Here is a 25,341-nt window from a genome sequence, read left to right on the forward strand (position 1 = left end):
CGGCGGGCGTCGAAAACGTAGGAGTATACGGGCAAATACTGGATGGATGCACACTATCAAGCAAAGGGCTTTTTGCCTTACATGAAGAGAGTTTCATCTATACGCGTCATAGCGTCGCGATATACCCCGTCTTTCGATGGGACTGGTAGAATCGCCGCCGGTTCACACGAGGTTTTTCCATGCACGATCCCCACAGCGAACGCATGAGTGGCAGCGAGACCCGCGCGGCGAGCGGTCTGGCCCTGGTGTTCGCCTTCCGTATGCTTGGCATGTTCATGGTGTTGCCGGTACTGGCGACCTACGGCATGGACCTGGCAGGCGCGACCCCGGCCCTGATCGGCTTGGCTATCGGCGCTTACGGCCTGACCCAGGCGATTTTCCAGATTCCGTTCGGGATCATTTCCGACCGCATTGGCCGTCGTCCGGTGATTTACCTCGGGCTGATCGTCTTTGCCCTCGGCAGTGTGCTGGCGTCTCAGGCCGACTCGATCTGGGGCGTGATCGCCGGGCGGATCCTGCAGGGCGCCGGGGCGATTTCCGCTGCGGTCATGGCGCTGCTTTCCGACCTGACCCGCGAACAACATCGCACCAAGGCGATGGCCATGATCGGCATGACCATCGGTTTGTCGTTTGCCGTGGCCATGGTCGTCGGGCCTTTGCTGACCCGCGCTTTCGGTCTGTCCGGACTGTTCCTCGCCACCGGTGCCATGGCACTGGTCGGTATCGCCATCATCATGTTCATGGTGCCGCGTTCCACCGGGCCGTTGCAGCATCGTGAATCCGGCGTGGCGCGTCAGGCCTTGATGCCTACGCTCAAGCATCCAGACTTGCTGCGCCTCGATTTAGGTATCTTTGTGTTGCATGCGATGCTGATGTCGAGCTTCGTCGCACTGCCCCTGGCGCTGGTGGAAAAAGCCGGTTTGCCCAAGGAGCAGCACTGGTGGGTCTACCTCACCGCCCTGCTGATTTCGTTCTTCGCCATGATCCCGTTCATCATCTACGGCGAGAAGAAACGCAAAATGAAACGAGTTTTACTCGGCGCCGTCCTGACGCTGATGCTGACTGAGCTATTCTTCTGGCAGTTCGGCGACAGCCTGCGGGCTCTGGTGATCGGTACGGTGGTGTTTTTCACCGCGTTCAATCTGCTGGAGGCTTCATTGCCGTCGCTGATCAGCAAGGTTTCACCGGCGGGCGGGAAGGGCACGGCCATGGGCGTGTATTCCACCAGCCAGTTCCTCGGTTCGGCACTCGGCGGGATCCTCGGCGGCTGGTTGTTTCAGCATGGCGGTCTGTCGGTTGTGTTCCTTGGATGTGCCGGGCTGGCTGCACTTTGGTTGGCCTTTGCTGTTACCATGCGTGAACCTCCCTACGTGACGAGCCTGCGCTTGCCGTTGTCGCCCGAGGCGATCCGCGAAGCGGGTCTGGTCGAGCGCCTCAAGGCCCTCGTAGGGGTAACCGATGCAGTGATAGTTGCTGACGAAGCGGCTGTTTACATCAAACTGGACAAAGAATTAGTGGATCGCGACACCCTCGAACGCCTGGTGAACAACCCGGCCGGGGCTGCTTGCGAAGCCTAGGAGAACGTTATGGCCCGTGGGGTTAACAAAGTCATATTGGTCGGCACTTGCGGCCAGGATCCCGAAGTTCGCTACCTGCCTAACGGTAACGCCGTGACCAACCTGAGTCTGGCCACCAGCGAACAATGGACCGACAAGCAAACCGGTCAGAAGGTCGAGAAGACCGAGTGGCACCGTGTTTCGATGTTCGGCAAGGTTGCGGAAATCGCCGGCGAATACCTGCGCAAGGGTTCGCAGGTTTACATCGAAGGCAAGCTGCAGACCCGTGAGTGGGAAAAAGACGGCATCAAGCGTTACACCACTGAAATCGTGGTCGACATGCAAGGCACCATGCAACTGCTCGGCGGCCGCCCACAACAGGGCGACCAACAAGGCGGTGGCAACAACTACCAGCAGTCGGCTCCGGCTCCTCGCCAGCAGGCTCCGCGCCCGCAGCAGTCGGCTCCACAGCAGCGTTCGGCCCCGGCTCCACAGCAGGCCGCACCGCAACCAGCTCCGGATTTCGACAGCTTTGATGACGATATTCCGTTCTGATTTGTCCCTGAACCGACATCTGGTTTAGGTTCGAAGCCCCCGCATTGCGGGGGCTTTGTCGTTTTGGCGAAACATAAAACCAAACTTCGCGCCGCAGTGCGTGCCGGAAAGTTTGCCGAAGGCTCTTGAACGCTATCGCAAGCCATTCCATGATCGGCGACGGCGGCTAGAGAACCGGCCGGTCTTCTCAAGAACAGATCGTGCAACGACAAGTACCTGTTCACCCACAAAAACAAGAGAAACCGATGAGCAGTAGTAAAAACAAGGAAATTGAGTTTCTGCGAGGGGTGGCCATTTTGATGACCCTCTTTGCCCATCTCCCACAGTTGCTGCCGTTTTTCGGTCTGTACCTGTTGAAGGTGTTCAATGTGTATGCGCCATGGACCGGCGTTGATCTGTTCTTCTGTATCTCCGGTTTCGTCGTCAGCAAGGCGTATCTCGACTATTTCGATAAAAACCGTGAGCAGAATCGCTTTGGTCTTGCCGCAACGTCCTTCTGGATCCGGCGGGCCTACCGTCTGCTGCCGACAGCCTGGTTATGGGTGTTGATACCGCTGGCGTTTTCGATCTTTTTCAACCAGTCGAATGCGTTTCAGTCCTGGTACGAGAACCTGCGCAGTTTCACCGCGGTGGCGACGTTTTCCGGCAACCTGGCGAATCAATACGGTGTGTTGTTGGGGCCGAACTCCGTGTATTGGAGCCTGGCGCTAGAGGAGCAGTTCTACTTCATCTTTCCGTTGTTTCTGTTGCTGGTGACGTCGACTCGCTGGCGCGTGCTGATTCTGATCTTGCTGATCGCGGCGCAATTTCCGTTCAATCGCGATACTTTCGCAGCCCCTCCCGCGCCGATGCTTTTCTCGTTCCGCCTTGACGCCATGATGTGGGGGATTCTGCTTTGCCTGTTCACCCGCACCTCGTTGTACAAGGATATTGAGCCTGTCGGGCTTGGCGGCAGCAGGTTCAAGCGTTTGGCCGTCACGTTGTTCCTTTTGTACATGATGGGCGCCATCGCCGGTCAGATGATCATGGCGCCGATTGCAGTCGGTCTGATCGCGATCACGGCGCTGATCATTGTCTGGCTCGCCAGTTATCAGAAGGGCTACATCTACTGTCCGGCGTTACTCAATGGTCTATTCCAGTGGCTGGGGTCGCGCTCTTACGCGTTATACGTCGTGCACATCTTTGCCTACCACCTGAGCACCGAGATCTGGACGCGCATTGCCGCCAGCAGAAACATGGAGCTGGGGGCTGCCTTCACGGTTGAGCTGCTGCTGACCTCGCTGGTGATCATGGTCGTGTGCAGTGAACTCAATTTCCGCTTCGTCGAAACGCCATTGCGGCGCCGAGGGGCAGAGATTGCCCGGCGCAGAATGGCCGGCGTTGGCGCGACCGAAACGGCCAGAGAAAAGCCCTCTGTGGAAAAGCCTGCCCGCTCGGTGGATATTGCCTGACCCGGCACAGCAACGAAAAAACCCGCAGCGCGCAAACGCTGCGGGTTTTTTAGTGTCGGGCAGACCTCTGCCGCGCAAGTCAGTCGAGGATCAGATGCGGCAAGAACCGGCTCGAATCCTTGGTGATCAAACTGTTGTCTTCCCGCACACCAATCCCCGCAGCCTGATCGCCAATCACCCAGGAACCGATCAGCGTGTAGCTGTCGCCAAACTTCGGCAGCGGCGCAAACTCCTGCAGGATAAATGGCGCATCCGTGTAGGGCCCGTCCTCTTTGACGATCAGACCGTCAGCCGTTTGCAACTCAATGTTCGCGCCTTCGCGGGAAAAGTACGGTTTGCGTACCCAGCCCTTGGGCACGGCGCTGGCCGGATTCGGGTCGAGATGCGCCGCCAGCAGATTCGGATGGCCCTTGTGCATCTCCCACAGCAACGGCAGTGCACCCTTGTTCGACAGGATCGCCTTCCACGCCGGTTCGAAAAACTGCGTATCGCTCTCGGCAATCGCCGCACCGAACGGCTCGTGGAAGATGAACTCCCAGGCATGCAGCTTGAACAGGTGCGGGATCCAGCGATCTTCCAGGTCAACGAAACGCCCTTCAGCCGTCAAACCGATGTCTTCGATGTCGATGTGCCGCGATTCGATGCCGACCTTCTCGGCGATCAAGCGCAGGTAATCCGTGGTGCCCTTGTCTTCGACCGAGTCTTTCATCGAAGCGAAGTAGAACGGCCGCTTCAGCTGTAATTCGGCGAAGGCCTTATGCAGCTGGGTGTCGATGCTGTTGAACTGGTCAGCATGACGCGGCAGCGTACCGCGCTCGATGCATTGTTCCAGCCAGCCCCACTGGAACGCCGCCGCTTCGTAAAGACTGGTCGGCGTGTCGTAGTTGAGTTCCAGCAGTTTCGCCGGGCCGTTGCCGCTGTAGGAAAAGTCCATGCGCCCGTACAGATGCGGATGACCTTCCAGCCAGGACGTGCGGATCATGTCGTAGTACGGCGCGGGGATGCTCAGGCGATCCAGCAGTTCCTCGCTATGCACCACACGGTCGACCAGGTCCATGCACATCTCGTGCAGTTCGGTGGTCGGGTCCTCAAGATCGTTTTCGATCTGCGCGAGCGTGAACTGGTAGTAGGCGCTTTCGTCCCAGTACGGCTCGTCGTCGATGGTGTGGAACATGAAGCCGAGGCTTTCGGCAGTCTGTTTCCAGTCAGGCCGCTCGGCGCATAGGATCTTCTTCATCGTCAGCTGCTCGAACGACCAGAACTGCTGCTCCAGCCACCCCAACCGCTACGGGCACTGGACTGGCTGCCGAAGCCGCCGCGTGACGTCGACGAGGCGACGTTGACCGGTTTGCTTTTGCTGCTTTCGTAATCCGTCTGGCTGCGCGTCGTGGTTTCGGCTCTGCGGTACTGCGTCGAGGTGTTGTACGGCTGGCGCGTTTCGCGATCGCGGTAAACCGTGCGCTCGGCGTTGTTGCTCATCGCGTTGCCGATCAGCCAACCGGTCAGCCAGCCGTTGCCGCCACCGCCACCGCCACCGCTGGAGACGTGCGAAGTGCTTTGCACGTTCTGCGCCGTTGCATTACCGGCGGGCATTTGGGCATCGGCGATGGCGTCGAGGTTCTGCGCCGGCTCACCTTCCTGCGGCACTTTGAAGCCGCCGAGTTTCGGCACGAAGCGGCCGTCGGAGTTCTTCTGGCACCAGTCAGCGGCAAAGTCCGCGTCGCACTTGGTCTTGTTGTCGTACGCCGGGGCGATGCGCCGGTGTTCGGTCAGGGCGGCGACGTAGGCGTTGGAGCAGACATCGGCGGCCACTTCGGCGTCGACACACTGTTCCACATTCTGGAAATTGCGTGGTTGATCTGCGGCTGTCGCCTGGCCGGAAATGGCCATGGCCACCGAGGCGGCAAGGGACAACTGAACGTATTTGCTGCGTTTCATCTAAGGCTTCCTGCCGATCAGTTGGACGGTGTCATGCACGCGGCATTGAGCATGCCGACGCTGATCGCGACCGCAGCAACATAGATGCCCGAAGCCACTTCGCCGTTGGCGATGCGTTGCGAGGTGCCTTTGAGTACCAGGCCCGTGGCGAGGAATGACAGCAGTTGCACCACCGCGGCAATCACTGCCCAGAGCACGAAGTCGAGGACATTGACCGAAAACGCAATCACGTTACTGGCCGGAATCGCGAAGCCGATGATAGCGCCGGACAGGGCGATCGCGGCGGCAACGTTGCCGGAGCGAATCAGTTCGAACTCCTTGTGCGGCGTGATGCGCGTGTAGACAAATTGAAACAGCATGAACAACAGTACGGCGCCGATGAGGTAGACGACGAAACCGACCAGCGCGGTTTTGTTCAGGGAAACGGCCAGCACTTCCAGCATGAAAAACTTCCTTTTTTAAATGGTGCTCAGATCTGTCGTGTACAGCGAAATGCCCAGCGAAGTGCTCAGGCTGACGGTGCCTTCTTCGTCCTGTTCGACGGAGAACAGCAGCAATTCGCGGCGATCGGTCAGGCCGGTCTCGCGCGCATAAAGCATGGAGTGGTGTTCGATGGTGTAGCTCTCGTCCGGATTGACCACCTGTTCGGTCATCGGCACCAATTCGGTCTGGCCTTGTTCGGTGCCCCACTCACGGCTGTATTCGACACCGTCGTGGTTGTAACCGGGCAAGCCGATCTGGCTGTCGGGGCCGGCCAGGCGCTGCAGTTCGGCGTCACTGTTGACCGTTACGTAGCTGAGGTAGTTGAACAGCGTGACCGATTCGATCTGGTCTTCACCGGTGACGTGGATCTGTAGCCAGAAATCCTCGTCGTTCATGTAATAGCGGTGCAGTTTGTTGGACTGGCCGAGGTCGACCCAGCCGTGGCTCCAGATCGCCTGATCGAAGGGCACGCGCACCGTGGTCGAGCCATCGAGCAACAGCGCCAGGGTCGTGTCGAACCTGACAGCCTTGCCTTGGGCCATGCCGAGTGGGCCACTGGCAACGGTCGGCGTTGGCGCAGCGGTCTGCCAGTTGCTGGTGCCCAGCAAGTCTTTAAACCATCCCATGGGTACGTTCCTTGAAGCGGGTGGAGGTGTTCGTCGGCGAAAACGCGTGGCTAGTGTACCGGGCGAACCGGTGAACGAGCAGAAGGATTTTTACGCCGCAAAACCATGTGGGAGCGAGCTTGCTCGCGAAGAGGGCATACCAGTCAATATTGATGTCGACTGATACGACGCTTTCGCGAGCAGGCTCGCTCCCTCAGGTTTTTTGCCCTGCGTTACTGCGAGGACTTTTGCTTCAGACGCTCAAGAATCGCATTGGCGCTGCCTTCGTTCGGCGTGATGCCGGCGTCGCGCAGTTTGCGTTCCAGGTCGTTGCCGGTCGAGGCGTCAGCCAGCTCGTCCGCAGCGCTGAGTTCAGCCGCGCGTTGCTGCTGTTTGGCTTGCAGACGGTTCAAAGTTCCAACCGCAGTTTCCAGTTTGCCATTGGCGCCGCCGCTGGCGATGGAGGCGCTGACCTGGGCTTTCTGCACGCTTTCACGGGCCTTGGCCATGTCCACTTGCTGGCGCAGGCTCTTGATCCGCGACTCGGCTTTGCTGATGTCTTTGCGCATGTTTTCGGCGTAAGTGCCGAATTCGTCGCTCTGCTTTTTCTCGACATCCAGCTCGTTGGTCAGGGTCGAAATCGCTTCGGCCACTTCCAGTGCCAGGTCTTCACGGCCGGCGTTCAGTGCCGAGACGGCTTTGGCTTCCAGATCCTTGATCTTGGCGTCGTACTCGCTTACGCGGTCGGCGGCCAGTTTGTGTTTGGCCATGATGGTGACCAGTTCGCGACGGGCGTTCGACAGCGCGCTATCGGCATCGCGGATTTCCTGATCGAGGATGCGCAGGGCCTGTTGGTCGGCGATCGCTTCGCCGACTTCATTGGCGCCGCCGCGCAGTGCGGTGAACAACTTGCTCCAGATGGACTGAGTCATTGGATATTCCCTGTTGATTACTTGAAGAAGTGTTCGAAGGCTTCGCTCGCGCGCTGCACGTTGTCGACCAGGGTTTTCACCTCGGTGACGACGTTGGTCAGGCTCGAGTCGGCGCTGAGGGCGCCAAACATGTTGTAAACGGTCTGCCCGTTGGGCATCGACTCGATCCCGATCGACGACAGCGGGAACATTTCCCGGCTGCGCAACACGGCGTCGTTGAAGGCCGCTACGTCCGAGATCGAATCGATGTCCACCAGCACGGTGTCGACGATGATCTGCTGGCCGGCCAGAGCGATGTGAATCGGCAGACCGCCGAATTCGTTCATTTCCAGCTTGATGCTGGGTTCGGAGCTCTGGATCAGCGACAGCGTGATCTCTTGCGAAGCCACCTCGTCCAGGGCCTTGAGGGCGTTGAAGAGGCTATCGATGGTCCAGTTGTTGCCTGCGCTCATGTAATTCTCCGACATGAAAGAGCCAGCCAGAATCGGTTGGCGTAGCTGTTGCTCCATTTGCTTGAGCAAGCTTCGGTTTTCGGGAAGCACCCAAGTTTCGTGTTTCACATAACCGGCAGCAGCCAGGCCCGCGCGCATCTGCTTCATATAGAAGCTCGACGGTTTTTTCGTGGACGCTTTCGCACGCTCTCCCTTGGGGCTCTCTGATTTCGCGGTGGGGGAACGGCTTTTCATGGCAATGGCTCGGTTATGGACATCTCACGCGTGAGCCACACTACAACCAATTCAAAATGCCATCAATGGCTCACGCGTGAGATTTTTATGACAGGCGAAAAAAGGCCCGCGGCAAGGCGGGCCTGGTGTTTTTGCAGAATATTGCTTAGGGCTGGGCGGTGAGGAATTGGTCAGTGGACACCACACTGGCGTAGGCGAAACCGAGCGCCGACATGAAAGCAGCGTGAACATGGGCGGCCGGCACCGTCAGGCCATTGAACTCCAGATCGCGGCTGGCGCAGGCGTCGTGAATCACCGTGACGGCATAACCCAGATCCGCCGCCGCACGGGTAATGCCGTCAACGCACATGTGGCTCATGCTGCCGACCACCACCAGTTCCTTGATGCCTTGTTCGTCGAGGATCGCTTGCAGTTCGGTTTCGCGGAACGAGTTGACGAAGTGCTTGAGCACCACCGGTTCATCGGCGCGGTTGAGCACTTTCGGATGCAGCTTGGCGCCGTCCGAGCCCGGGGTGAAAAACGGCGCGTCGGCTGAGGTGAATTCGTGGCGAATGTGGACGACCGAATCGCCGGCCTCGCGGAACGCAGCGATCAGCCGGGCGGCGTTGTCGGCAGCGGCGTCGGCACCGGCCAGCGGCCACTTGCCTTGGGGGAAGTAGTCGTTCTGGATATCGACTACGATGAGCGCTTGCTTGGCCATGGGTGTGTCCTCGATGTGTTGGCTGGAAGTGGCTTGAGTATTGGCCTTGTTCAGCGCTTCGAGGATTGGCCGCACCGACAATAGACAGGGGAAAACTGACAATGGGCGCAGAAAGGGCCGCCTTCGCTGAATTGGGCGTGCTGATCTATCCCGGTGCGCAGATGGCAGCGGTGCACGGTTTGACCGATCTGTTTGCGGTGGCCAATCGGATTGCCGCTGAGCATCAGGCCGCGCAGTTGCCTGTGCTGCGGGTCAGTCACTGGCAGGTCGAAGGTGATCAGCCGCCAACGCGCACTTACGTCAGTCATGCGGGTGACGACAGCGCTTTGCTGGCGGTGCTGATTCCGCCATCGATCGGCGGGTTCTCGGCGGCGCAAGCACCGGCCAGCCTGATGCAATGGTTACGCGATCAACATGCCAACGGGGCGACGCTGGGCGGGGTTTGCGTAGGCTCGATGATGTTGGCTGAAAGCGGTCTGCTCGACGGCCGTAGCGCCACTACCCACTGGACGTCGGCCAAGGCCTTTGCCGAGCGTTATCCGAAGATCAAACTCAAGGCGGATACACCGATTGTCGATGACGGCGATTTGATCACCACGGCCGGCTTGATGGCTTGGTCGGAACTGGGATTACGTCTGGTCGACAGGTTGCTCGGGCCGAGCATTGCCACCGGCACCGCGCGATTTCTGGTGATAGAGCACAGTGACAGCGCCAGTGAGTGCGGCAGTAATTTCGCGCCGATTCTCGGTCATGGCGATGCGGCGATTCTCAAGGTGCAGCACTGGCTGCAAAGCACCGGCGCGACGGATGTTTCGCTGACGGCGATGGCGGAGCGGGCCGGGTTGGAGGAGCGCACGTTTCTGCGCCGGTTCCGTGCGGCGACCGGGCTGAAACCGACCGAGTATTGTCAGCATCTGCGGGTCGGCAAGGCGCGGGAAATGCTTGAGTTCAGCAATGGCACGATCGATCACATTGCGTGGACCGTGGGCTATCAGGATCCGGGCGCGTTTCGCGCAATCTTCAAGAAGATTACCGGGCTGGCGCCGAGTGATTATCGGGCGCGGTTTGGGGTATCCCCGATCCCGAAAGCATCCATTACCTAATGTGGGAGCGAGCAGGCTCGCTCCCACATTGAACTCTGCAGGGCTATGGATCGTGCAATTTGCCGGGATTTTGCGCGCGGTCGTGCAGATTGAAACAGGCGTGGTGCCAGCACGATTCTGGCAAGTTTCTGATTGGGTTGGGATTTTCGTAGAGCGGCCGTTGGCCTGATCTCTGCACCTATCATCGCTACAGTCATCGAACCGATGGAAGGGGAACGCATGACCCCGACACCCCGCAGGAAAATCGTTGTCGCCCACTCGGTGCGCGCCGATGCACCCCAACATGAAGTACAGACCAACAAGGCCCTGGCGCGATGGCTGGCGCAGATTCTCGGATGCAAGTTCGGCGGCAGCTACGACCCGGACAAACACCGCGGCCGTGATCTGTATCTGCTGCCGACGCAAACCATTGTCGGAGCCGCCCGCGCGCATGACCTCGGCATCAACGGCCCGGGTGATCTGTGGGGCGGCTTTGTCGAACATGACTTCATCTGTACCAAAGCCATCAGCCACGGTTTGCGCAGTCATTTGGCCACGGCGCCACAAGGCTGGTCGCCGCTGTTTAGCGAACGCACGCGTAACGTGGTACTCGACGGTCTCAGTGTGTTCGCGCTGGACGATGCGCGGCCTGCTGCCGAGCATTTGCTGTACAGCGGCCCGATCCGCCTGAAGCCGGTTCACGCCTGCGCCGGTCGCGGGCAGGAAGTGATCAACAGCCTCGATGCTTTCGACGAAATCCTTACCCGCCCCGGCATTGAAAAACAATTCAGCGAAGGCATGGTGCTGGAGCAGGACTTGAGCGATGTCGTCACTCACAGCGTCGGCCAGTCATTCATCGGCGACAAAGTGCTGAGCTACTGCGGTGATCAATACTTGACCAAGGATGCCCTCGGCGAAGACGTGTACGGCGGCTCGAACCTGTTGGTGGTGCAGGGCGGCTATGACGATCTGCTGGCGCTGGATCTGGCGGATGATGTGCGCCTGGCCATCGAACAGGCGCAGATTTTCGACCGCGCCGCCGATGAAGCTTATCCACGCTTCTACGCCTCGCGGCGCAATTACGACATTGCTCAGGGCCTGGACAGCAACGGCAAATCCCGCAGCGGCGTACTCGAACAATCCTGGCGTATGGGCGGTGCCAGTAGCGCCGAAGTGGCGGCGCTGCAAAGCTTCGTCAATGATCCGGGAATGCGCGCGATCCGCGTGTCGTCGGTAGAAACCTACATCGATCAGCCGCTGCCGGCGGACGCCATCGAGGTCTATCGCGGGCCGGCCGAAAACAGTGACTTTCTCCTTAAATACGTAACGGTCAAATCCTATGACGGCTAGAAGCGAAAGCATTCAAATCGACATTGATGATGAACAGATGAGCGGGACCTTTCTCAGTCCCAAATCGAAAGTCCCGGGGGTCTTGTTTGTGCACGGTTGGGGCGGTAGTCAGGAGCGTGACCTCGAGCGCGCCAAAGGCATCGCCGGTCTTGGTTGCGTGTGCCTGACCTTCGACTTGCGCGGGCATACCGGCGGCACCGGGATTCCGCTGACCCGTGTGACGCGCGAAGACAATCTGCGCGATCTTCTCGCGGCGTATGACCGCTTGCTCGCACATCCGGCGCTCGACACCTCGGCGATTGCCGTGGTCGGCACCAGTTATGGCGGTTACCTGGCGGCGATCCTCACCTCGCTACGCCCAGTGCGCTGGCTGGCGTTGCGCGTGCCAGCGCTGTATCGCGATGAACAATGGCACACGCCCAAGCGTGAGCTGGACAAGGCTGATCTGCGTGATTACCGCAGCACGCTGGTGCGCGCGGACACCAATCGGGCGCTGCATGCCTGTTCGCAATTCACTGGTGATGTGTTGCTGGTCGAATCGGAAACCGACGATTACGTGCCCCACGCGGCAATCATGAGTTACCGCGCGGCGTGCCAGCAGACGCATTCACTGACGCACCGGATTATCGATGGCGCTGATCATGCGCTGAGCGAACCGGTGTCGCAGCAGGCGTACACCTCGATTCTGGTGGACTGGATTACCGAGATGGTCGTGGGTGAACGGTTGAGCATTATCCAATCCTGAAGATCAAAAGATCGCAGCCTTCGGCAGCTCCTACATTTGAAATGTATTCTTCCTGTAGGAGCTGCCGAAGGCTGCGATCTTTTGATCTTGATTCTAATGTCTGGGTTTCTTCTCTATTCGCAGCGCCTTGGCCTTGGCCTCAACCACCAGATACATCACCACCGTGATCAACAACGGCAGCAGAAAATAAATCGCCCGATACGCCAGTAACCCCGCCACCAGACTGCCACGCGAAGCCTCGTGTTGCAGCAACGCGACAAACACCGCTTCTAACACTCCAAGCCCCGCCGGAATATGCGTGATGACCCCGGCAATCGCGCTGATCAACAATACGCCCAGCACCAACGGATAATCCAGTTTGCTCGGCAGCAAAGTAAAAATCACCGCCGCCATCAGCGACCAGTTCAACGCGCCCAGCAGCAGTTGCAGGACCGCCATGCGCAACGACGGCAGATTGATTTCCACCCCGCGAATCGACCACTCGCGGCGCTTGGAAAACTGGCACGCGACGAGATAGCCGGCGCTGATCAGCAGCAACAACACGCCGATGCCTTGCAGCGCACTGCTGCTGATTTTCCAGCCCGGCGGCATCGTTACCAATCCGCTGCTGAACACCGCGCCGGCAATGGTCATGTAGCCGAACCAGTTGGTCGCCAGGCTCAAACCGAGGATCTTGGCGATGTTGCTTTTGCTCACCCCAAGGCGCGAATACAGCCGATAGCGCATCGCGATGCCACCCACCCACGCGCTGAGATTGAGGTTGAACGCATAGCTGATAATCCCCACCGGCAGAATCTGTTTCCAGGTCAGGTCCTGACGAATGTAAGTGCGCCCGATCAGGTCGAAACTGGCGTACACAAGAAAACTCAGCAGCGTCAGGCTGGCGGCGATGATCAGCGTACGGACCTTGAAGTCGGCGAGGGTTTGCAGCACCTCGGCCCATTCGATGCGCGTGGCGAACAGTGTCAGCAACACGATCAGCGCGAGGAAAAACAGCAAGGTCAACGGGCGCTTCCAGCGGCTCCATTTCGAATGGGTGGCTGGCGCTGCATGGCCGCTCGGGTGGGCTTCGGAATGGCTCATGGCGTGTTACCTCGAAATGGCTTGAGCCGGGGTTTATGCGCTGGCAGCCATCCGGCCATCGCCGGGAAATGCCGCAGAAAGTGAAACACCAGAAACCCCACGGTCATGTGCCAGATGCGTCCACGCGGGGACTTGCTGGGGTCCATGGCTTTGCAGTGGTTCTGGCTGAGGTCTTCGAGGCGTTCGAACAGATGTTGATTGAACGCGCGGTCGCGGATCAGCACGTTGGCTTCCAGGTTGAGCGACAGGCTCAGCGGGTCGAGATTACTTGAGCCGACCGTGCTCCATTCTTCGTCGACCAGCGCCACTTTGCCGTGAAGCGGGCGTTGGCAATATTCATGAATCTGTACGCCGGCCTTGAGCAGGTAATCGTAGGTCATGCGTGCCGCGAGTTTGGCCACCAGCATGTCCGGTTGCCCCTGCAGAATCAGGCGCACCTCGACTCCGCGTCGCGCCGCGTTACGGATCTCACGCAGCAAACGGTAACCGGGAAAAAAGTAGGCGTTGGCGATCACTACCCGTCGTTTGGCACGGCGAAGTACCTGTAGATACACGTCCTCGATATCGGAGTGGTGCTGGTCGTTATCGCGGAACACCAGGCGCACCTGACCGTCGTGGTCATCGAAAGCCATCTCCGCGCGACGTTGACGCCGACGTTGCCACCAGAACCGCGCACGGCCCGGCCGACCACTTTGCAGCAGGGCGAAATGATGGATGTCGGCGACCGCCGGGCCCTGAATTTCCACCGAATAATCCTGCTTGGCTTCAGGGCCGAAATCAGCGAGGTGATCGCCGGAAAAGTTGATCCCGCCAATAAATGCGATCAGGCCATCGACCACCACGATCTTGCGGTGCAAACGCCGGAACCAGTTGGTGCGAATGCCCAGGCGTTTCGGTGCCGGATCGAAGATTTGCAGATGCACGCCGGCTTCGCTCAGCGCGGTGAGATAACCGGTGCTCAACTCGCCGCAACCAAAGCCGTCGAGGCTGACCGTGGTGCGCACGCCTCGCCGGGCGGCGTCGATCAGAATCTCCTGCAACTCGGCGCCGACCTTGTCTTCGAAAACGATAAAGGTCTCGAGGAGGATTTCACTCTTCGCCGCGCGCATCGCTTCGAACACTCGCGGGAAATACTCCTCGCCGTTCTCCAGCAACTCAATGCGGTTATTGCCCTGCCAGCGGTACTCGACATCAACATGGCCGGGCTCGCGTATCGGCGGGTTGATGGCGATCGGTTCCACGGCGGATTTCTCCAGCGGCGCGCTGCTCATAGTTCGATCTCTACCGATAATGGAACGTGGTCGGAAAGGTGCGACCAGGGCCGGTTCGCCAGGACTTTCGGCTGGCTGGCCTTGAGGTTGCGCACGTAAATACGATCAAGGCGCAGTGTTGGCAGGCGCGCGGGAAAGCTGCGCGCCGGTTTGCCCTGATGCTCGGCGAACACTTCGCGCAGGCCGCAAGGTTTGAGCTGCGCATCGGCGCGCTGGCGCCAGTCGTTGAAATCGCCCGCGACGATCACCGGTGCGTCGTCGGGCAACTCCGCCAAGCGTTGCATGAGTAAATCCAGCTGGGCATTGCGATGACTTTCGCGCAGGCCCAGATGCACGCAGATCGCATGCACTTCGGTGCCGTCACCCGGCAGGCGCAGCACGCAATGCAGCAGGCCGCGGTTCTCGTGGCCGTTAATCGACACGTCGAGGTTGTCGTGACGGATGATCTGGAATTTCGACAGCAGCGCATTGCCGTGGTCGCCCTCCGGGTACACCGCATTGCGCCCATAGGCGAACTGCGGCCAGAGGCTGTCGGCGAGAAACTCGTACTGCGGCATTGTCGGCCAATTGCTGTAGCGCTTGGGATGATGCTCGTGGGTGCCGTGGACTTCCTGCAGAAACACCACATCGGCCGCGACGCTGCGCACCGCTTCGCGCAGTTCCGGCAGGATGAAGCGCCGATTCAGTGCGGTAAAACCCTTGTGGGTATTGACCGTCAGTACGGTGAACGTGCGTACGGACGGCGCAACGACCGAGCCTTCATCGGTGAAGCCAACCGGTTCTGGAATACTCATGCCAACACTCCTTCGCCAGCGGGTTCGCCGGGTGTGGTGGCGAGGTCTTTATCCAGCTCGAAACGATGCAGCAGATCACGGGCGTCGTACGGTGCGCGGACTTTGATGTCGTTGTCGAAATAGCAGAACACTTCGCGGGATTTGCGTGCGCGTGGCTTCAAGCGTGGTGCGATCAGGTGCGCGTCTTTTGGTTGCTCGCCGTGGTGCCAGGCGTCGATGCGTTCGGCCCAGCGCTTGAGGGCTGGCGCGGTGTAACCGCTGGCGTAGAGCTCTTCGGCGCCGTGCAGGCGCAAGTAGACAAAGTCGCTGGTGAGGTCTTCGCGGTACGGCCATTTATTGGCGGTGTCGGCGATCACCAGCGCGGTGTTGTAGCGCTTCAATAGCCGCACAAAATCGGGATCAAGGAAGCTGTCGTTGCGGATTTCCACAGCGTGGCGCAGCGGTTTTTTACGCCAGGCTTTCATGTTCGCATGGCCGTGCAGGTGGGAATCGTGTTGATGGGCGAGGGTGGCGGCGGCTTTGGTGTCGTGGGGCAGTAGCGCGAGGAAATGTTCAAAGCGCTCAGGCTCGAATTTGAAATTCGGTGGGAACTGCCAAAGGATCGGCCCGAGCTTTTCCTTGAGTTCCAACACCCCGGAGGCGAAGAAATTGGCCAAAGGTTTTTCGATCTCGCGCAAGCGGCGAATGTGGGTGATGAAGCGCGGCGCCTTGACGCTGAAGACGAAGTCGTCGGGTGTTTCGGCGTACCACTGGGCGTAACGTTCGGGCCGTTGCAGGGCGTAGAACGATCCATTGATTTCGATGCTGTTGACCGCTCTCGACGCGAACTGCAATTCGCGTTTCTGCGCCAGTCCCTCGGGGTAGAAGTCCCCGCGCCACGGTTCGTAGCGCCAGCCGGAAATACCGATGTGAATCGTTGCCATGCCGCCCTCCCGTTGAAAGTCCTCGTGTTGCCGGTATCTTTTGATGACTGCTGGCGGTTCGGGAAAGTTTCGATGGCGTTACGGACGGTCACGTCCAAGGCGAAGATCAAAAGCGTTCCCCCTCACCCCAACCCTCTCCCCCAGAGGGGGCGAGGGGGAAGGGAGCAGATGTTCAGGGTTCTCAGGATTTGAGTTCGCCTCACAAGGTTTAAGGGAGCTGGTCTTATGGCTTTCAGAACTTGAGTTCGACTCAGGACTTTCAGATCGGTGCAGCCAGATCAGTCAGTTCCCTCTCCCTCTGGGAGAGGGCTAGGGTGAGGGGGCTCTTGAACTTGCTGTGCAATTACCGATCAGTTCCTTACAGGTTCAGCCAAGGGAGATCGGAGTTTTGGTCAAGTTCAGGATCGCTATTCTGCTGGGAGCACTGCTGTTTCTCGGCGCCAGTGAAATCGACGCCGCCGCATTGCCGGGTGTCCCGGCTGCCGCTGAAGAAGCGGCCAAACCTGAACCGATTGTGCAAGGCGGTCTGCTCGGCGCGATCAGTTCGAGCATCGACGACGTCCAGGACAAACTCGATCTCAACGAACACCTGGTCGACGCCTGGCGCCTGCGCGCCGATCGCGCCGCCGATGAAGTGGACAAACTGGTCAACCAGCCGTCGAACCGCTCGGGCTGGAGCGTTGCCGGGGATTTCCTCTCGTTGTCCGGCACTTGGCTCGGCAGTTTCGCGCTGCTCACCGTGCTCGGCAGCCTGTTGACCAAACGCCTGCGTGAGGGGCGCTGGTTGCGCACCCGTCAGCGCAGCCAGGATCTGATTGGATATTTGCTGCCGTACACCGTACCAGCGCTGATCTGCTTGCCGTTGACGCTGTACGTCAGCCATTTCCTGCAAGCTTCGGTGGGCCGCGCGCTGGCGCTGTGCCTGGCCTACGCCACCAGCAGCGGTATCTTTTCCACTTCGATGTTGTTGTGCGTGGTGGTGATGTTCAACGTCGGCCACAAACGCCCGGCCGCGCGGATCATCCGTGATTACTGCCCGAAACCATTATTCCTGATCGGCTTCCTCGCCGCCCTCAGCGATGCGCTGACCAGTCCGCAGATCGCCCGGCAACTGGGCGGCAATATCACCAGCAGCGTCGCGGTATTTACTGGCCTGATTGCCTCGGTGATTTTCGGCTTGTTAGTGATCCGATTGCGTCGTCCGGTGGCGCATCTGATCCGCAATCGTTCGCTGAGCCAGCGGCTGAAACAACCCTCGTTGCAGGAGTCGCTGCGGATCTTTTCCGGGCTGTGGTATTGGCCAATCGTGCTGATGGTGCTGGTCTCGGCGGTCAACCTGATCGGTATCGGCGAGGACAATCAGAAAGCCCTGCGCTGCGCACTGTTCACCACGGTTTTGTTAATCGGCACGGTATTCCTCAGCACGATCCTGCAGCACTTGTTCAAGTCACGAAAAGCCGAAGCGATCCAGCGCAGCAGCGCCTACAAGGAACGCTTTCTCAGTCTGTTGCACGCCTTGCTGCGGATCGTCATCGCCATTGCCTTTATCGACATCCTCGGGCGGATCTGGGGTGTATCGCTGCTCGATTTCGCCCAGAGCAGCACAGTCGGACGAGCCATCAGCAACGCGCTGAGCAGCATTGGCCTGATCTTCCTGGTGACGTGGTTGTTGTGGGTGGTGCTCGACACAGCGATTCAGGAAGCGTTGAAGCCGCCGCTCAGCAAACGCGCGGCGCGCCAGCCAAGTACACGGGTGAAAACCATCCTGCCGCTGCTGCGCAACGCGATCAAAATCATCCTCGTGGTGATCTGCGCAATCACCACCATGGCCAATCTTGGGATCAACGTCGCGCCGCTGCTGGCCGGTGCCGGGGTGGTCGGTCTGGCCATTGGTTTCGGTTCGCAGCAATTGGTGCAGGATGTGATCACCGGGCTGTTCATCATTATCGAGGACACGCTGTCGATTGGTGACTGGGTGGTGCTCGACTCGGGTCATGCGGGCACCGTCGAAGGGTTGACCATTCGTACCCTGCGTTTGCGTGACGGCAAGGGCTTTGTGCACTCGGTACCGTTCGGCCAGATCAAGGCGGTGACCAACCAATCGCGGCAGTTCGCTTATGCGTTTTTCTCGGTGCAGTTCACTTATGACACGGACGTGGATAAAGCCATCGAACTGATCCGCGAGACCGGCGATTCGATCCGCGAAGACCCCTTCCTCAAGTACAACCTGCAAGGGCCGCTGGATGTGTTTGGCGTGGACAGGATGGATTTGAATGGCGTGGTGCTGACGGCGCAGTTCCGCACGGTCTCGGGCGGGCAGTATGCGGTGAGCCGGGCGTTCAACCAGCGGTTGAAGAAGCTTGTGGATAACACCGCGACCGTGCATTTCGCGCAGACTTATCCACAGCAGGTTTTGTTGCCGAAACGGCAGCAGGAGGGGGAGGTGGTGGCGAGCGAGGTGCCGCAGGAATCGCGGACTTAACCGGTGGATTTTTTGGTGTTAGTGCAGACCTCATCGCTGGCAAGCCAGCTCCCACAGGGTTTTGGGTGATGCTGGAATAGAAGGCACACCACAAAGCACTGTGGGAGCTGCCTTGCCAGCGATGAGGCCAGAACAGTCACCCTCAATGCCGGATCAGCTTGCTGCGCACCTGCTCCATATCAATCTGATCCAGCTCCAGCCAAAACTGTTGCTTACCCGCAATCTCCGCCGCCACCGGCAAGCCATCCCGATACACCAGCCGATTACTCACCAGCGCCGGCACTTTCACCCCCGGCAACAACGTCCCGGCCAGGTTCAGCGGATCCACCCCGCAGACCGCAATCAAACTACCGTCATGCGGCCGCCGTCGTACTTCGCGCAACAACGGAATCGCCTCGGGCAAGGCAAACTGCTCCCCCGCCAAACCACTGACAAACCGCCCGCCACGAATCTCTCCACGCGCTTCCAGTCGATGAAAAGTACGCAGCAATTCACGCCAACTCGGCAACCAGTCCGCTTCGCGTTCCAGCAATCTCCAGAACACCACGCCATAGCGCCGCAACAATGTCATCGCGACATGTTCAAGGGTTTCGCTGTTATCCACAGCCGCCCCGCGCCGCAGCAAGGCCCAGCGCCCGGCGTCATCCATTCCACCGATAAAAGCGCCGCGCCCGCGCCGACTGCTGCGCTGCTGGCGCTTGCTTGCCGGGGTGATCAATGCGCGCAGGCCTGCGAAGCTGTCGGCGTTCACCAGACCGGCGCCGACCAGTTCCTGCAAGGCGATTTCCAGCTCGGTGCGCAGCAGGTGCGCTTCATGAATCAGCTCATCGAAAAACAGCGCGCCGTGCTGACTCAAGGCTTCAAATACCTTCTGGGTTTTCGGCGAGAGTTCGCTCACTGGGGTCTGTTCGGCCAGCGCACTCCATAGGCCGACCTGACTACGCGGTAGCAACACAATCGGCGTGCTGCGCAATGCCGTGCCACTGACTTTTTGCCGGGCACTGAGGCGCGTCCACACCAGTTTGCCGTTGCGGCACAGCTCATCCAGCCAGCTCGGTGAGTAGTCCTTGAGCCGCACCGGGAGGAGGTCGCTGTCCCACGCCGAAGCCGCCGCTGCGTAGCCTTCGAACTGGCCGATAATCGCCGGTAACACGGTGCTGCCCTGGCCGCGAGTAGAAGGCGACAGATGTTGCCAGTCGAACAGAAACCGCATGAAATCCTGCAGCGCCACCGGTTCGATTTCCCGGCGCAGGCGCTTGACCGTGTAGCGATGAATGCGCGCGAGCAGATGCCGTTCGCACCATTCTTCAATGTTGACCTTGGGCGTGAACTGGCCACGTAGCACGTAACCTTCGCGCTCCAGTTGGGCGAGGGCTTGATGGACTTCAGTGGCCGGCAACGCGAGCGGTTCGGCAATCGCGGATAACGGCAACGGTCCGAAGGCACCGAGGCGCGCGCGGATCACTTCGATCAGCGCTTCATCAAACGTCCAGGCTTCATCGAACCCCGGTAACGCTTCCGGTTCGTCTTGCAATTTGGCCTGTGGATAAAGCGCTTGCAGACAGGTCAGGCGTTCGCGGGCCAGCCACAAGCCATGCTCGGAGTCGATCTGCAAACGGCAGGCGCGCCCGCTGCGGGCCAGGGTTTCCAGCCATGCACGCCAGCCGTCGTTCGCTTGCACTTCCTCATCGCTGATGCACGCCAGGCTCATCAACGCCTCGTGCATTTCATCCACAGTGCTCGGTGTCGGCCACGCTTCTTCACGTACGGCGGTAATCGCGTCCGCATCCAGCGCACCGAGATCATCGGTCGATTGCGGATCGCTCCAGCGCCGGTTGATCACTGCCTGAGTGCGACGTTCTTCCAGCGGTGCATCGTCAAGAAAAGTGTACGGCCGCGCACTGAGAATTTCTGCCGCGAGCGGCGAAGGCGCCGGCAGATCACGACTGATCAAACGCACCTCGCCACGCTCCATGCGCCGCAGCAAATTGAGCCAGCCTTCGCTGTCCATCGCTTCATGCAGGCAATCGTCTAGGGTTTGCTCGATCAGTGGATGCTCGGGAATTTCCCGTTCGCCGGCGAGGTTTTCCAGGCAGGCGATCTGGTCGGGAAACACGCTGGCAATCAGGTCTTCGCTTTTCATCCGCTGCAACTGCGGGGCGACTTTGCGCCCACCGGTAAAACGCGGCAGCGCCAACGCGACCCCGGCATTCCAGCGCCAGCGCACGCCGAACAACGGCGCATCAAGCACAGCCTGAATGAGGATGTGCTCGGCACTGTTGCTGTGCAGGTAACGCCAGATGTCATCGAGTTCAAAGCTGTGGCTGGTGGACAGCGACAGCACGATGGCGTCTTCGCTGGCAGCAGCCTGCAATTCGAAATTGAAGGTGCGGCAGAACCGCTTGCGCAGGGACAGGCCCCAAGCGCGGTTGATGCGGCTGCCGAACGGCGAATGGATGATCAGTTGGGTGCCGCCGGACTCATCGAAAAACCGCTCCATCAGCAGCGTGTCCTGCGAGGGCAGGGCGCCGAGGGTTTGCCGGGCGCGGGCGAGGTATTCGACCAGTTGTTCGGCGCTGGCGCGGTTGAGGCCGAGGGTGTGCGTCAGCCAGTCGAGCGCCGGTTGCAGATTGCCCGGGCTGGCGCCGAGCAGTTCGTCGAGCTGCGCTTGCAGACGTGCCACGGCGAACGACAATTCATCACTGCGTCCCGGCGCTTCGCCAAGCCAGAACGGAATGGTCGGCGGCTGGCCGTGGGCATCCTCGACGCGCACCTTGCCGGTTTCCACGCGCAGGATGCGATAGGAGGTATTGCCGAGCTGGAACACATCGCCGGCAATGCTTTCCACGGCGAAGTCTTCGTTGACGCTGCCGATGTTCAGGCCTTGCGGCTCAAGCATCACGCTGTAGTCGGCGTTGTCGGGGATCGTGCCGCCGCTGGTCACGGCGGTCAGCTGCGCGCCGCGCCGACCACGCAAGGTTCGGCTGACGGCGTCGCGGTGCAGGTAGGCGCTGCGGATGCCCTGGCGACCGTTGTAGCCCTCGGCGAGCATGCTCAGCAGGGCCTGATAGTGTTTTTCGTCGAGATGGCGGTAGGGCGAGGCTTGGCGGAACATCCCGAGCAAGGCGTCTTCTGACCATTCCTGGCAACTGACCTCGGCGATGATTTGCTGGGCGAGTACATCCAGGGGTGCTTCGGGAATGTGCAGGGTATCGAGTTCGCCTCGGCGTACGCAGTCGAGCAGGGCTGCACATTCGATCAGATCATCGCGGGTGGTGGCGAACAGACGGCCCTTGGGCGTGCCGCCTACTTGGTGCCCGGAACGGCCGACGCGTTGCAGAAACCCGGCGATGGAGCGCGGGGAGGCTATCTGGCAGACCAGATCGACTTCGCCGATATCGATGCCCAGTTCCAGTGAGGCGGTGGCAATCAGCACTTGCAGTTCGCCGCGTTTGAGCCGTTGTTCAGCGTCGAGGCGAAACTCCTTGGCCAGGCTGCCGTGGTGCGCCGCCACGGCGTGCTTGCCGAGGCGTTCGCTCAAGTGTCGGCTCAGGCGCTCGGCGAGGCGCCGGGTGTTGACGAAAATCAGCGTGGTACGGTGCTCGCGAGCGAGTTCGGCGAGGCGGTCGTAGACCAGCTCCCAGACATCGTTGGCCATGACTGCCGACAACGGCACTGGTGGCACTTCGATGCCCAGGTCCCGTGGCCGGGCGTGGCCGATGTCGATGATTTCGCAGGGGCGCTCATGGCCGACCAGAAATCGCGCCACGGCCTCAACCGGTTTCTGCGTGGCGGACAGGCCAATGCGGGTCAGCGGTTCGCTGCATAACGCCTGTAGTCGCTCAAGGCTCAGGGCCAGATGACTGCCGCGTTTGCCGGCGGCCATGGCGTGGATTTCATCGATGATCACCGTGCGCGTGGTGCCGAGCATTTTGCGTCCCGACGCCGAGCCGAGCAGCACGTAGAGCGATTCCGGTGTGGTCACCAGGATGTGCGGCGCGGTCTTGCGCATGGCCGCGCGGTCTTTTTGCGGGGTGTCGCCGGTGCGAACGGCGGTGGTGATTTGCAGCTCGGGCAGATTCATCTGCCGCAGTTGCCCGGTAATCCCGGCCAGTGGGTTTTGCAGGTTGATGCGGATGTCGTTGGACAGCGCTTTCAATGGCGAGACGTAGACCACAAGCGTTTCGTCGGGTAACCCGTCGGGGTTTTCCAGACCTCGGTGGACGAGGTCATCGAGCACGGCGAGAAACGCCGTAAGGGTTTTGCCCGAGCCGGTGGGCGCGGCGATCAGCGTCGAGCGGCGCTGGTGGATCAACGGCCATGCACGGGCCTGGGCGGCGGTGACCGTCGGGAAAGTCTTGCTGAACCAGGCGCTGACGGCGGGGTGAAAGCCTGCCAGGGCCACGTCCGTGGGGATGGGCAGATTCATGGTTCAAGTTATGCGGGCGCGGGTGGGAAGATGCAAGTACCGCTGGGATCTTCAGCGTCTGGCCGGGCCTCTTCGCGAGCAGGCTCGCTCCCACAGTAGATTTGTGTGCGCCGTAAATCCCTTGTGGGAGCGAGCTTGCTCGCGAAGGGGCCTGTTGCCACGACACAAATCCCGGCGATCTACACTTTACGGATGACGGTTGCGCACTAAACCCGCAAAATGCAACGATTCCGGCAATTATCGACGACGGTTCCACAAGAGCCGTCGCTAAAGCCATCGTTCCAATCAGACTGGGCCTGCTGACTTTATGCGAATGCGCCTTATGTTACTGGGCGGCGGGAATGCCCTTGGGCAGGCGCTGATTCGCCTCGGTGCAGAGGAAGACATCGGTTTCCTCGCCCCCCGCCCGCCAGAAGACGGCTGGGATGCCGCGAGCCTGACCCAATTGCTCGACGACACCCGTCCCGATGCATTGATCAACCTCGCCTACTATTTCGACTGGTTCCAGGCCGAAACCGTCAGCGAAAGCCGTATGGCCGGACAGGAACGTGCAATCGAACGTCTGGCCGAACTGTGCCAGCACCACAACATCGTCCTCGTGCAGCCGTCCAGTTATCGGGTTTTCGATGGCTCGCGTGCCACGGCGTACAGCGAAAAAGACGAACCGGTGCCCCTGGGCCTGCGCGGTCAGGCGTTGTGGCGCATTGAACAAAGTGTGCGCGCCACGTGCCCGCAACACGTTTTGCTACGATTTGGCTGGTTGCTCGATGACAGCCCGGATGGCACCCTCGGACGGTTTCTCGCTCGCGCCGAGCAACCGGAAGAATTGCTGCTGGCCGATGATCGCCGCGGCAATCCGACACCGGTCGATGACGCCGCACGGGTGATCATCTCGGTGCTCAAGCAACTCGATTGCGCCGCGCCGCTGTGGGGCACTTACCACTACGCCGGCCACGAAGCGACCACGCCGTTGGCGCTGGGGCAGGCTATTTTGACTGAAGCGCGCAGCCTGCATGCGCTGGCTATCGAAGCGCCGACTGCCCAGGCTCACGCCGCGCGACCGGACGCTGCCGAGGAGCCGCAACACGCGGTACTGGCCTGCAAGAAAATTCTGCACACTTTCGGGATCAAGCCGCGCGCCTGGCGCGCTGCACTCCCGGGCTTACTGGATAGGTTCTACCGTCATGGCTGAAGGGACTGTTTTTATCACCGGCGGAGCCGGCTTCATTGGCTCGCACCTGACCGATGCGCTGCTCGCCAAAGGGCATTCGGTGCGCATCCTCGACGACTTGTCGACCGGCAAACGCAGCAACCTGCCGCTGGATAACCCGAAGGTTGAGCTGATTGTCGGTGATGTCGCCGATGCGACGCTGGTGGCCAAGGCCATGCAAGGCTGCAGCGCCGTCGCCCACCTGGCGGCCGTCGCTTCGGTGCAGGCTTCGGTGGATGATCCGGTCAAGACTCACCAGAGCAATTTCATCGGCACGCTGAATGTCTGCGAAGCCATGCGTCTGGCCGGGGTAAAACGGGTGCTGTACGCCTCAAGCGCAGCGGTGTACGGCAACAATGGTGAGGGCGAGTCGATTGATGAGGACACGCCCAAAGCCCCGCTGACGCCTTACGCCTCGGACAAACTGGCGGGCGAACAGTATTTCGATTTCTATCGCCGCCAGCATGGCCTGGAACCGGTGATTTTCCGCTTCTTCAACATCTTCGGCCCGCGTCAGGATCCGTCCTCGCCGTATTCCGGGGTGATCAGCATTTTCAGCGAACGTGCGCAGAAAGGCCTGCCGATTACCGTGTTCGGTGATGGTGAGCAAACGCGTGATTTCCTCTATGTCGAAGATCTGGTCGATTTGCTGGTGCAGGGGATCGAAAAGCCTGAGGTGGAAGTCGGCCCGGTGAACGTTGGCTGGAATCAGGCGATGAGCCTCAAGCAGATGCTTGAAGCACTGCAAGCGGTGGTCGGTGAATTGCCGCCGATCAGCTATGGCCCGGCGCGCTCCGGTGACATCCGTCACTCGCGGGCGAATAACGCTCGCTTGCTGGAGCGCTTCAAGCTGCCAGAGCAGACGCCGATGAGCGTGGGGCTGGCGCGGTTGCTCGGTCGTTCCTGAAAAGAGCCCCTCACCCTAACCCTCTCCCTGAGGGAGAGGGGACTGACCGAGGTGTTCTTTCGAGTTACACCGACGTGAAATACCGAGTCGAACTGAGATTTTGAAGAACACACAAATCGGCTCCCTTTCCCCCTCTCCCCCTTGGGGGAGAGGGCTGGG

The 25,341-nt window shown here is 60.2% G+C and carries 21 protein-coding genes; 9 read left to right on the plus strand and 12 right to left on the minus strand.

What is annotated here, in order from left to right:
• Positions 1-179 precede the first annotated feature (179 nt).
• From M5G26_RS24175 to M5G26_RS24185, 3 genes are all read left to right on the plus strand, one after another.
• Positions 180-1,577 carry an MFS transporter gene (locus M5G26_RS24175; RefSeq protein WP_007950096.1) on the plus strand — a complete coding sequence of 466 codons (1,398 nt, stop codon included), beginning with the start codon at positions 180-182 and terminating at the stop codon, positions 1,575-1,577.
• 9 nt (positions 1,578-1,586) lie between these two features.
• Complete coding sequence (locus tag M5G26_RS24180; RefSeq protein ID WP_008081898.1) at positions 1,587-2,111, plus strand: single-stranded DNA-binding protein; 525 nt, start codon at positions 1,587-1,589, stop codon at positions 2,109-2,111.
• Positions 2,112-2,356: 245 nt separating this feature from the next.
• The gene (locus M5G26_RS24185) at positions 2,357-3,562 is read left to right on the plus strand and encodes an acyltransferase family protein (protein WP_273916661.1); all 1,206 of its coding nucleotides are present in this window, start codon (positions 2,357-2,359) and stop codon (positions 3,560-3,562) included.
• Positions 3,563-3,641: 79 nt separating this feature from the next.
• Here M5G26_RS24185 and M5G26_RS24190 read toward each other — a convergent pair whose 3' ends face one another.
• From M5G26_RS24190 to M5G26_RS24220, 7 genes are all read right to left on the minus strand, one after another.
• Positions 3,642-4,799 (minus strand): glutathionylspermidine synthase family protein, encoded by a 1,158-nt coding sequence (locus M5G26_RS24190; protein WP_134177754.1) that lies wholly within the window; start codon positions 4,797-4,799, stop codon positions 3,642-3,644.
• Between the two features lie 2 nt (positions 4,800-4,801).
• Positions 4,802-5,500, minus strand: a complete 699-nt coding sequence (locus M5G26_RS24195; RefSeq protein ID WP_273916662.1) for a DUF1190 domain-containing protein — start codon at positions 5,498-5,500, stop codon at positions 4,802-4,804.
• A 17-nt stretch (positions 5,501-5,517) separates the two neighbouring features.
• Complete coding sequence (locus tag M5G26_RS24200) at positions 5,518-5,943, minus strand: DUF350 domain-containing protein (RefSeq protein ID WP_038362100.1); 426 nt, start codon at positions 5,941-5,943, stop codon at positions 5,518-5,520.
• A 15-nt stretch (positions 5,944-5,958) separates the two neighbouring features.
• The gene (locus tag M5G26_RS24205; RefSeq protein WP_273916663.1) at positions 5,959-6,609 is read right to left on the minus strand and encodes a DUF2491 family protein; all 651 of its coding nucleotides are present in this window, start codon (positions 6,607-6,609) and stop codon (positions 5,959-5,961) included.
• A 212-nt stretch (positions 6,610-6,821) separates the two neighbouring features.
• On the minus strand, positions 6,822-7,520 hold the full coding sequence (locus M5G26_RS24210) for a PspA/IM30 family protein (RefSeq protein WP_016983574.1): 699 nt from the start codon (positions 7,518-7,520) through the stop codon (positions 6,822-6,824).
• A 17-nt stretch (positions 7,521-7,537) separates the two neighbouring features.
• Complete coding sequence (locus M5G26_RS24215; protein WP_102901728.1) at positions 7,538-8,206, minus strand: YjfI family protein; 669 nt, start codon at positions 8,204-8,206, stop codon at positions 7,538-7,540.
• Between the two features lie 145 nt (positions 8,207-8,351).
• Entirely contained in the window at positions 8,352-8,906 is a 555-nt protein-coding gene (locus tag M5G26_RS24220) for a cysteine hydrolase family protein (protein WP_038362090.1), read from the minus strand.
• A 101-nt stretch (positions 8,907-9,007) separates the two neighbouring features.
• Between M5G26_RS24220 and M5G26_RS24225 the strand changes: the two genes are divergently transcribed.
• The 3 genes from M5G26_RS24225 to M5G26_RS24235 all read left to right on the plus strand — a co-directional run bounded on the left by M5G26_RS24225 (position 9,008) and on the right by M5G26_RS24235 (position 12,083).
• Positions 9,008-10,009, plus strand: a complete 1,002-nt coding sequence (locus tag M5G26_RS24225) for a GlxA family transcriptional regulator (RefSeq protein ID WP_273916664.1) — start codon at positions 9,008-9,010, stop codon at positions 10,007-10,009.
• 219 nt (positions 10,010-10,228) lie between these two features.
• The gene (locus tag M5G26_RS24230; protein ID WP_273916665.1) at positions 10,229-11,338 is read left to right on the plus strand and encodes a DUF3182 family protein; all 1,110 of its coding nucleotides are present in this window, start codon (positions 10,229-10,231) and stop codon (positions 11,336-11,338) included.
• Positions 11,328-12,083 carry an alpha/beta hydrolase family protein gene (locus M5G26_RS24235; protein ID WP_102901724.1) on the plus strand — a complete coding sequence of 252 codons (756 nt, stop codon included), beginning with the start codon at positions 11,328-11,330 and terminating at the stop codon, positions 12,081-12,083. The genes M5G26_RS24230 and M5G26_RS24235 overlap by 11 nt, the downstream gene beginning before the upstream one ends.
• Before the next feature lie 93 nt (positions 12,084-12,176).
• Here the strand turns inward: M5G26_RS24235 and M5G26_RS24240 are convergent, their stop codons facing one another.
• Genes M5G26_RS24240 through M5G26_RS24255 form a run of 4 tightly spaced genes read right to left on the minus strand, consistent with a single transcriptional unit; the run spans position 12,177 to position 16,154 of the window.
• On the minus strand, positions 12,177-13,166 hold the full coding sequence (locus tag M5G26_RS24240; RefSeq protein ID WP_134177761.1) for a lysylphosphatidylglycerol synthase domain-containing protein: 990 nt from the start codon (positions 13,164-13,166) through the stop codon (positions 12,177-12,179).
• Entirely contained in the window at positions 13,163-14,437 is a 1,275-nt protein-coding gene (gene clsB, locus M5G26_RS24245) for a cardiolipin synthase ClsB (RefSeq protein WP_134177762.1), read from the minus strand. The genes M5G26_RS24240 and clsB overlap by 4 nt, the downstream gene beginning before the upstream one ends.
• Entirely contained in the window at positions 14,434-15,231 is a 798-nt protein-coding gene (locus tag M5G26_RS24250; protein WP_102901721.1) for an endonuclease/exonuclease/phosphatase family protein, read from the minus strand. The genes clsB and M5G26_RS24250 overlap by 4 nt, the downstream gene beginning before the upstream one ends.
• Positions 15,228-16,154: a DUF72 domain-containing protein gene (locus tag M5G26_RS24255; protein WP_273916666.1), complete on the minus strand. Its 927-nt coding sequence runs from the start codon at positions 16,152-16,154 to the stop codon at positions 15,228-15,230. The genes M5G26_RS24250 and M5G26_RS24255 overlap by 4 nt, the downstream gene beginning before the upstream one ends.
• A 388-nt stretch (positions 16,155-16,542) precedes the next feature.
• Between M5G26_RS24255 and M5G26_RS24260 the strand changes: the two genes are divergently transcribed.
• On the plus strand, positions 16,543-18,636 hold the full coding sequence (locus M5G26_RS24260; RefSeq protein WP_273916667.1) for a mechanosensitive ion channel family protein: 2,094 nt from the start codon (positions 16,543-16,545) through the stop codon (positions 18,634-18,636).
• Between the two features lie 142 nt (positions 18,637-18,778).
• On the opposite strand, the gene M5G26_RS24265 is transcribed toward M5G26_RS24260, so the two are convergent.
• Positions 18,779-23,065: a DEAD/DEAH box helicase gene (locus tag M5G26_RS24265; protein ID WP_273916668.1), complete on the minus strand. Its 4,287-nt coding sequence runs from the start codon at positions 23,063-23,065 to the stop codon at positions 18,779-18,781.
• Positions 23,066-23,372: 307 nt separating this feature from the next.
• Between M5G26_RS24265 and M5G26_RS24270 the strand changes: the two genes are divergently transcribed.
• Positions 23,373-24,257: a sugar nucleotide-binding protein gene (locus M5G26_RS24270; RefSeq protein WP_103303743.1), complete on the plus strand. Its 885-nt coding sequence runs from the start codon at positions 23,373-23,375 to the stop codon at positions 24,255-24,257.
• Positions 24,250-25,182 (plus strand): NAD-dependent epimerase/dehydratase family protein, encoded by a 933-nt coding sequence (locus M5G26_RS24275; protein WP_134177767.1) that lies wholly within the window; start codon positions 24,250-24,252, stop codon positions 25,180-25,182. Before M5G26_RS24270 ends, M5G26_RS24275 begins: the two co-directional genes overlap by 8 nt.
• Positions 25,183-25,341: the final 159 nt, after the last annotated feature.

Origin of the sequence: Pseudomonas sp. TNT2022 ID642 (genome assembly GCF_028656995.1) — a bacterium.
In the GTDB taxonomy this organism is placed as follows: Bacteria; Pseudomonadota; Gammaproteobacteria; order Pseudomonadales; family Pseudomonadaceae; genus Aquipseudomonas.

Excerpts from the sequence above, each read along its gene's own strand:
- M5G26_RS24175 (WP_007950096.1), top strand. The coding sequence starts at position 180 with ATGCACGATCCCCACAGCGAACGCATGAGTGGCAGCGAGACCCGCGCG.
- M5G26_RS24180 (WP_008081898.1), top strand. The coding sequence starts at position 1,587 with ATGGCCCGTGGGGTTAACAAAGTCATATTGGTCGGCACTTGCGGCCAG.
- M5G26_RS24185 (WP_273916661.1), top strand. The coding sequence starts at position 2,357 with ATGAGCAGTAGTAAAAACAAGGAAATTGAGTTTCTGCGAGGGGTGGCC.
- M5G26_RS24190 (WP_134177754.1), bottom strand. The coding sequence starts at position 4,799 with ATGAAGAAGATCCTATGCGCCGAGCGGCCTGACTGGAAACAGACTGCC.
- M5G26_RS24195 (WP_273916662.1), bottom strand. The coding sequence starts at position 5,500 with ATGAAACGCAGCAAATACGTTCAGTTGTCCCTTGCCGCCTCGGTGGCC.
- M5G26_RS24200 (WP_038362100.1), bottom strand. The coding sequence starts at position 5,943 with ATGCTGGAAGTGCTGGCCGTTTCCCTGAACAAAACCGCGCTGGTCGGT.
- M5G26_RS24205 (WP_273916663.1), bottom strand. The coding sequence starts at position 6,609 with ATGGGATGGTTTAAAGACTTGCTGGGCACCAGCAACTGGCAGACCGCT.
- M5G26_RS24210 (WP_016983574.1), bottom strand. The coding sequence starts at position 7,520 with ATGACTCAGTCCATCTGGAGCAAGTTGTTCACCGCACTGCGCGGCGGC.
- M5G26_RS24215 (WP_102901728.1), bottom strand. The coding sequence starts at position 8,206 with ATGAAAAGCCGTTCCCCCACCGCGAAATCAGAGAGCCCCAAGGGAGAG.
- M5G26_RS24220 (WP_038362090.1), bottom strand. The coding sequence starts at position 8,906 with ATGGCCAAGCAAGCGCTCATCGTAGTCGATATCCAGAACGACTACTTC.
- M5G26_RS24225 (WP_273916664.1), top strand. The coding sequence starts at position 9,008 with ATGGGCGCAGAAAGGGCCGCCTTCGCTGAATTGGGCGTGCTGATCTAT.
- M5G26_RS24230 (WP_273916665.1), top strand. The coding sequence starts at position 10,229 with ATGACCCCGACACCCCGCAGGAAAATCGTTGTCGCCCACTCGGTGCGC.
- M5G26_RS24235 (WP_102901724.1), top strand. The coding sequence starts at position 11,328 with ATGACGGCTAGAAGCGAAAGCATTCAAATCGACATTGATGATGAACAG.
- M5G26_RS24240 (WP_134177761.1), bottom strand. The coding sequence starts at position 13,166 with ATGAGCCATTCCGAAGCCCACCCGAGCGGCCATGCAGCGCCAGCCACC.
- clsB (WP_134177762.1), bottom strand. The coding sequence starts at position 14,437 with ATGAGCAGCGCGCCGCTGGAGAAATCCGCCGTGGAACCGATCGCCATC.
- M5G26_RS24250 (WP_102901721.1), bottom strand. The coding sequence starts at position 15,231 with ATGAGTATTCCAGAACCGGTTGGCTTCACCGATGAAGGCTCGGTCGTT.
- M5G26_RS24255 (WP_273916666.1), bottom strand. The coding sequence starts at position 16,154 with ATGGCAACGATTCACATCGGTATTTCCGGCTGGCGCTACGAACCGTGG.
- M5G26_RS24265 (WP_273916668.1), bottom strand. The coding sequence starts at position 23,065 with ATGAATCTGCCCATCCCCACGGACGTGGCCCTGGCAGGCTTTCACCCC.
- M5G26_RS24270 (WP_103303743.1), top strand. The coding sequence starts at position 23,373 with ATGCGAATGCGCCTTATGTTACTGGGCGGCGGGAATGCCCTTGGGCAG.
- M5G26_RS24275 (WP_134177767.1), top strand. The coding sequence starts at position 24,250 with ATGGCTGAAGGGACTGTTTTTATCACCGGCGGAGCCGGCTTCATTGGC.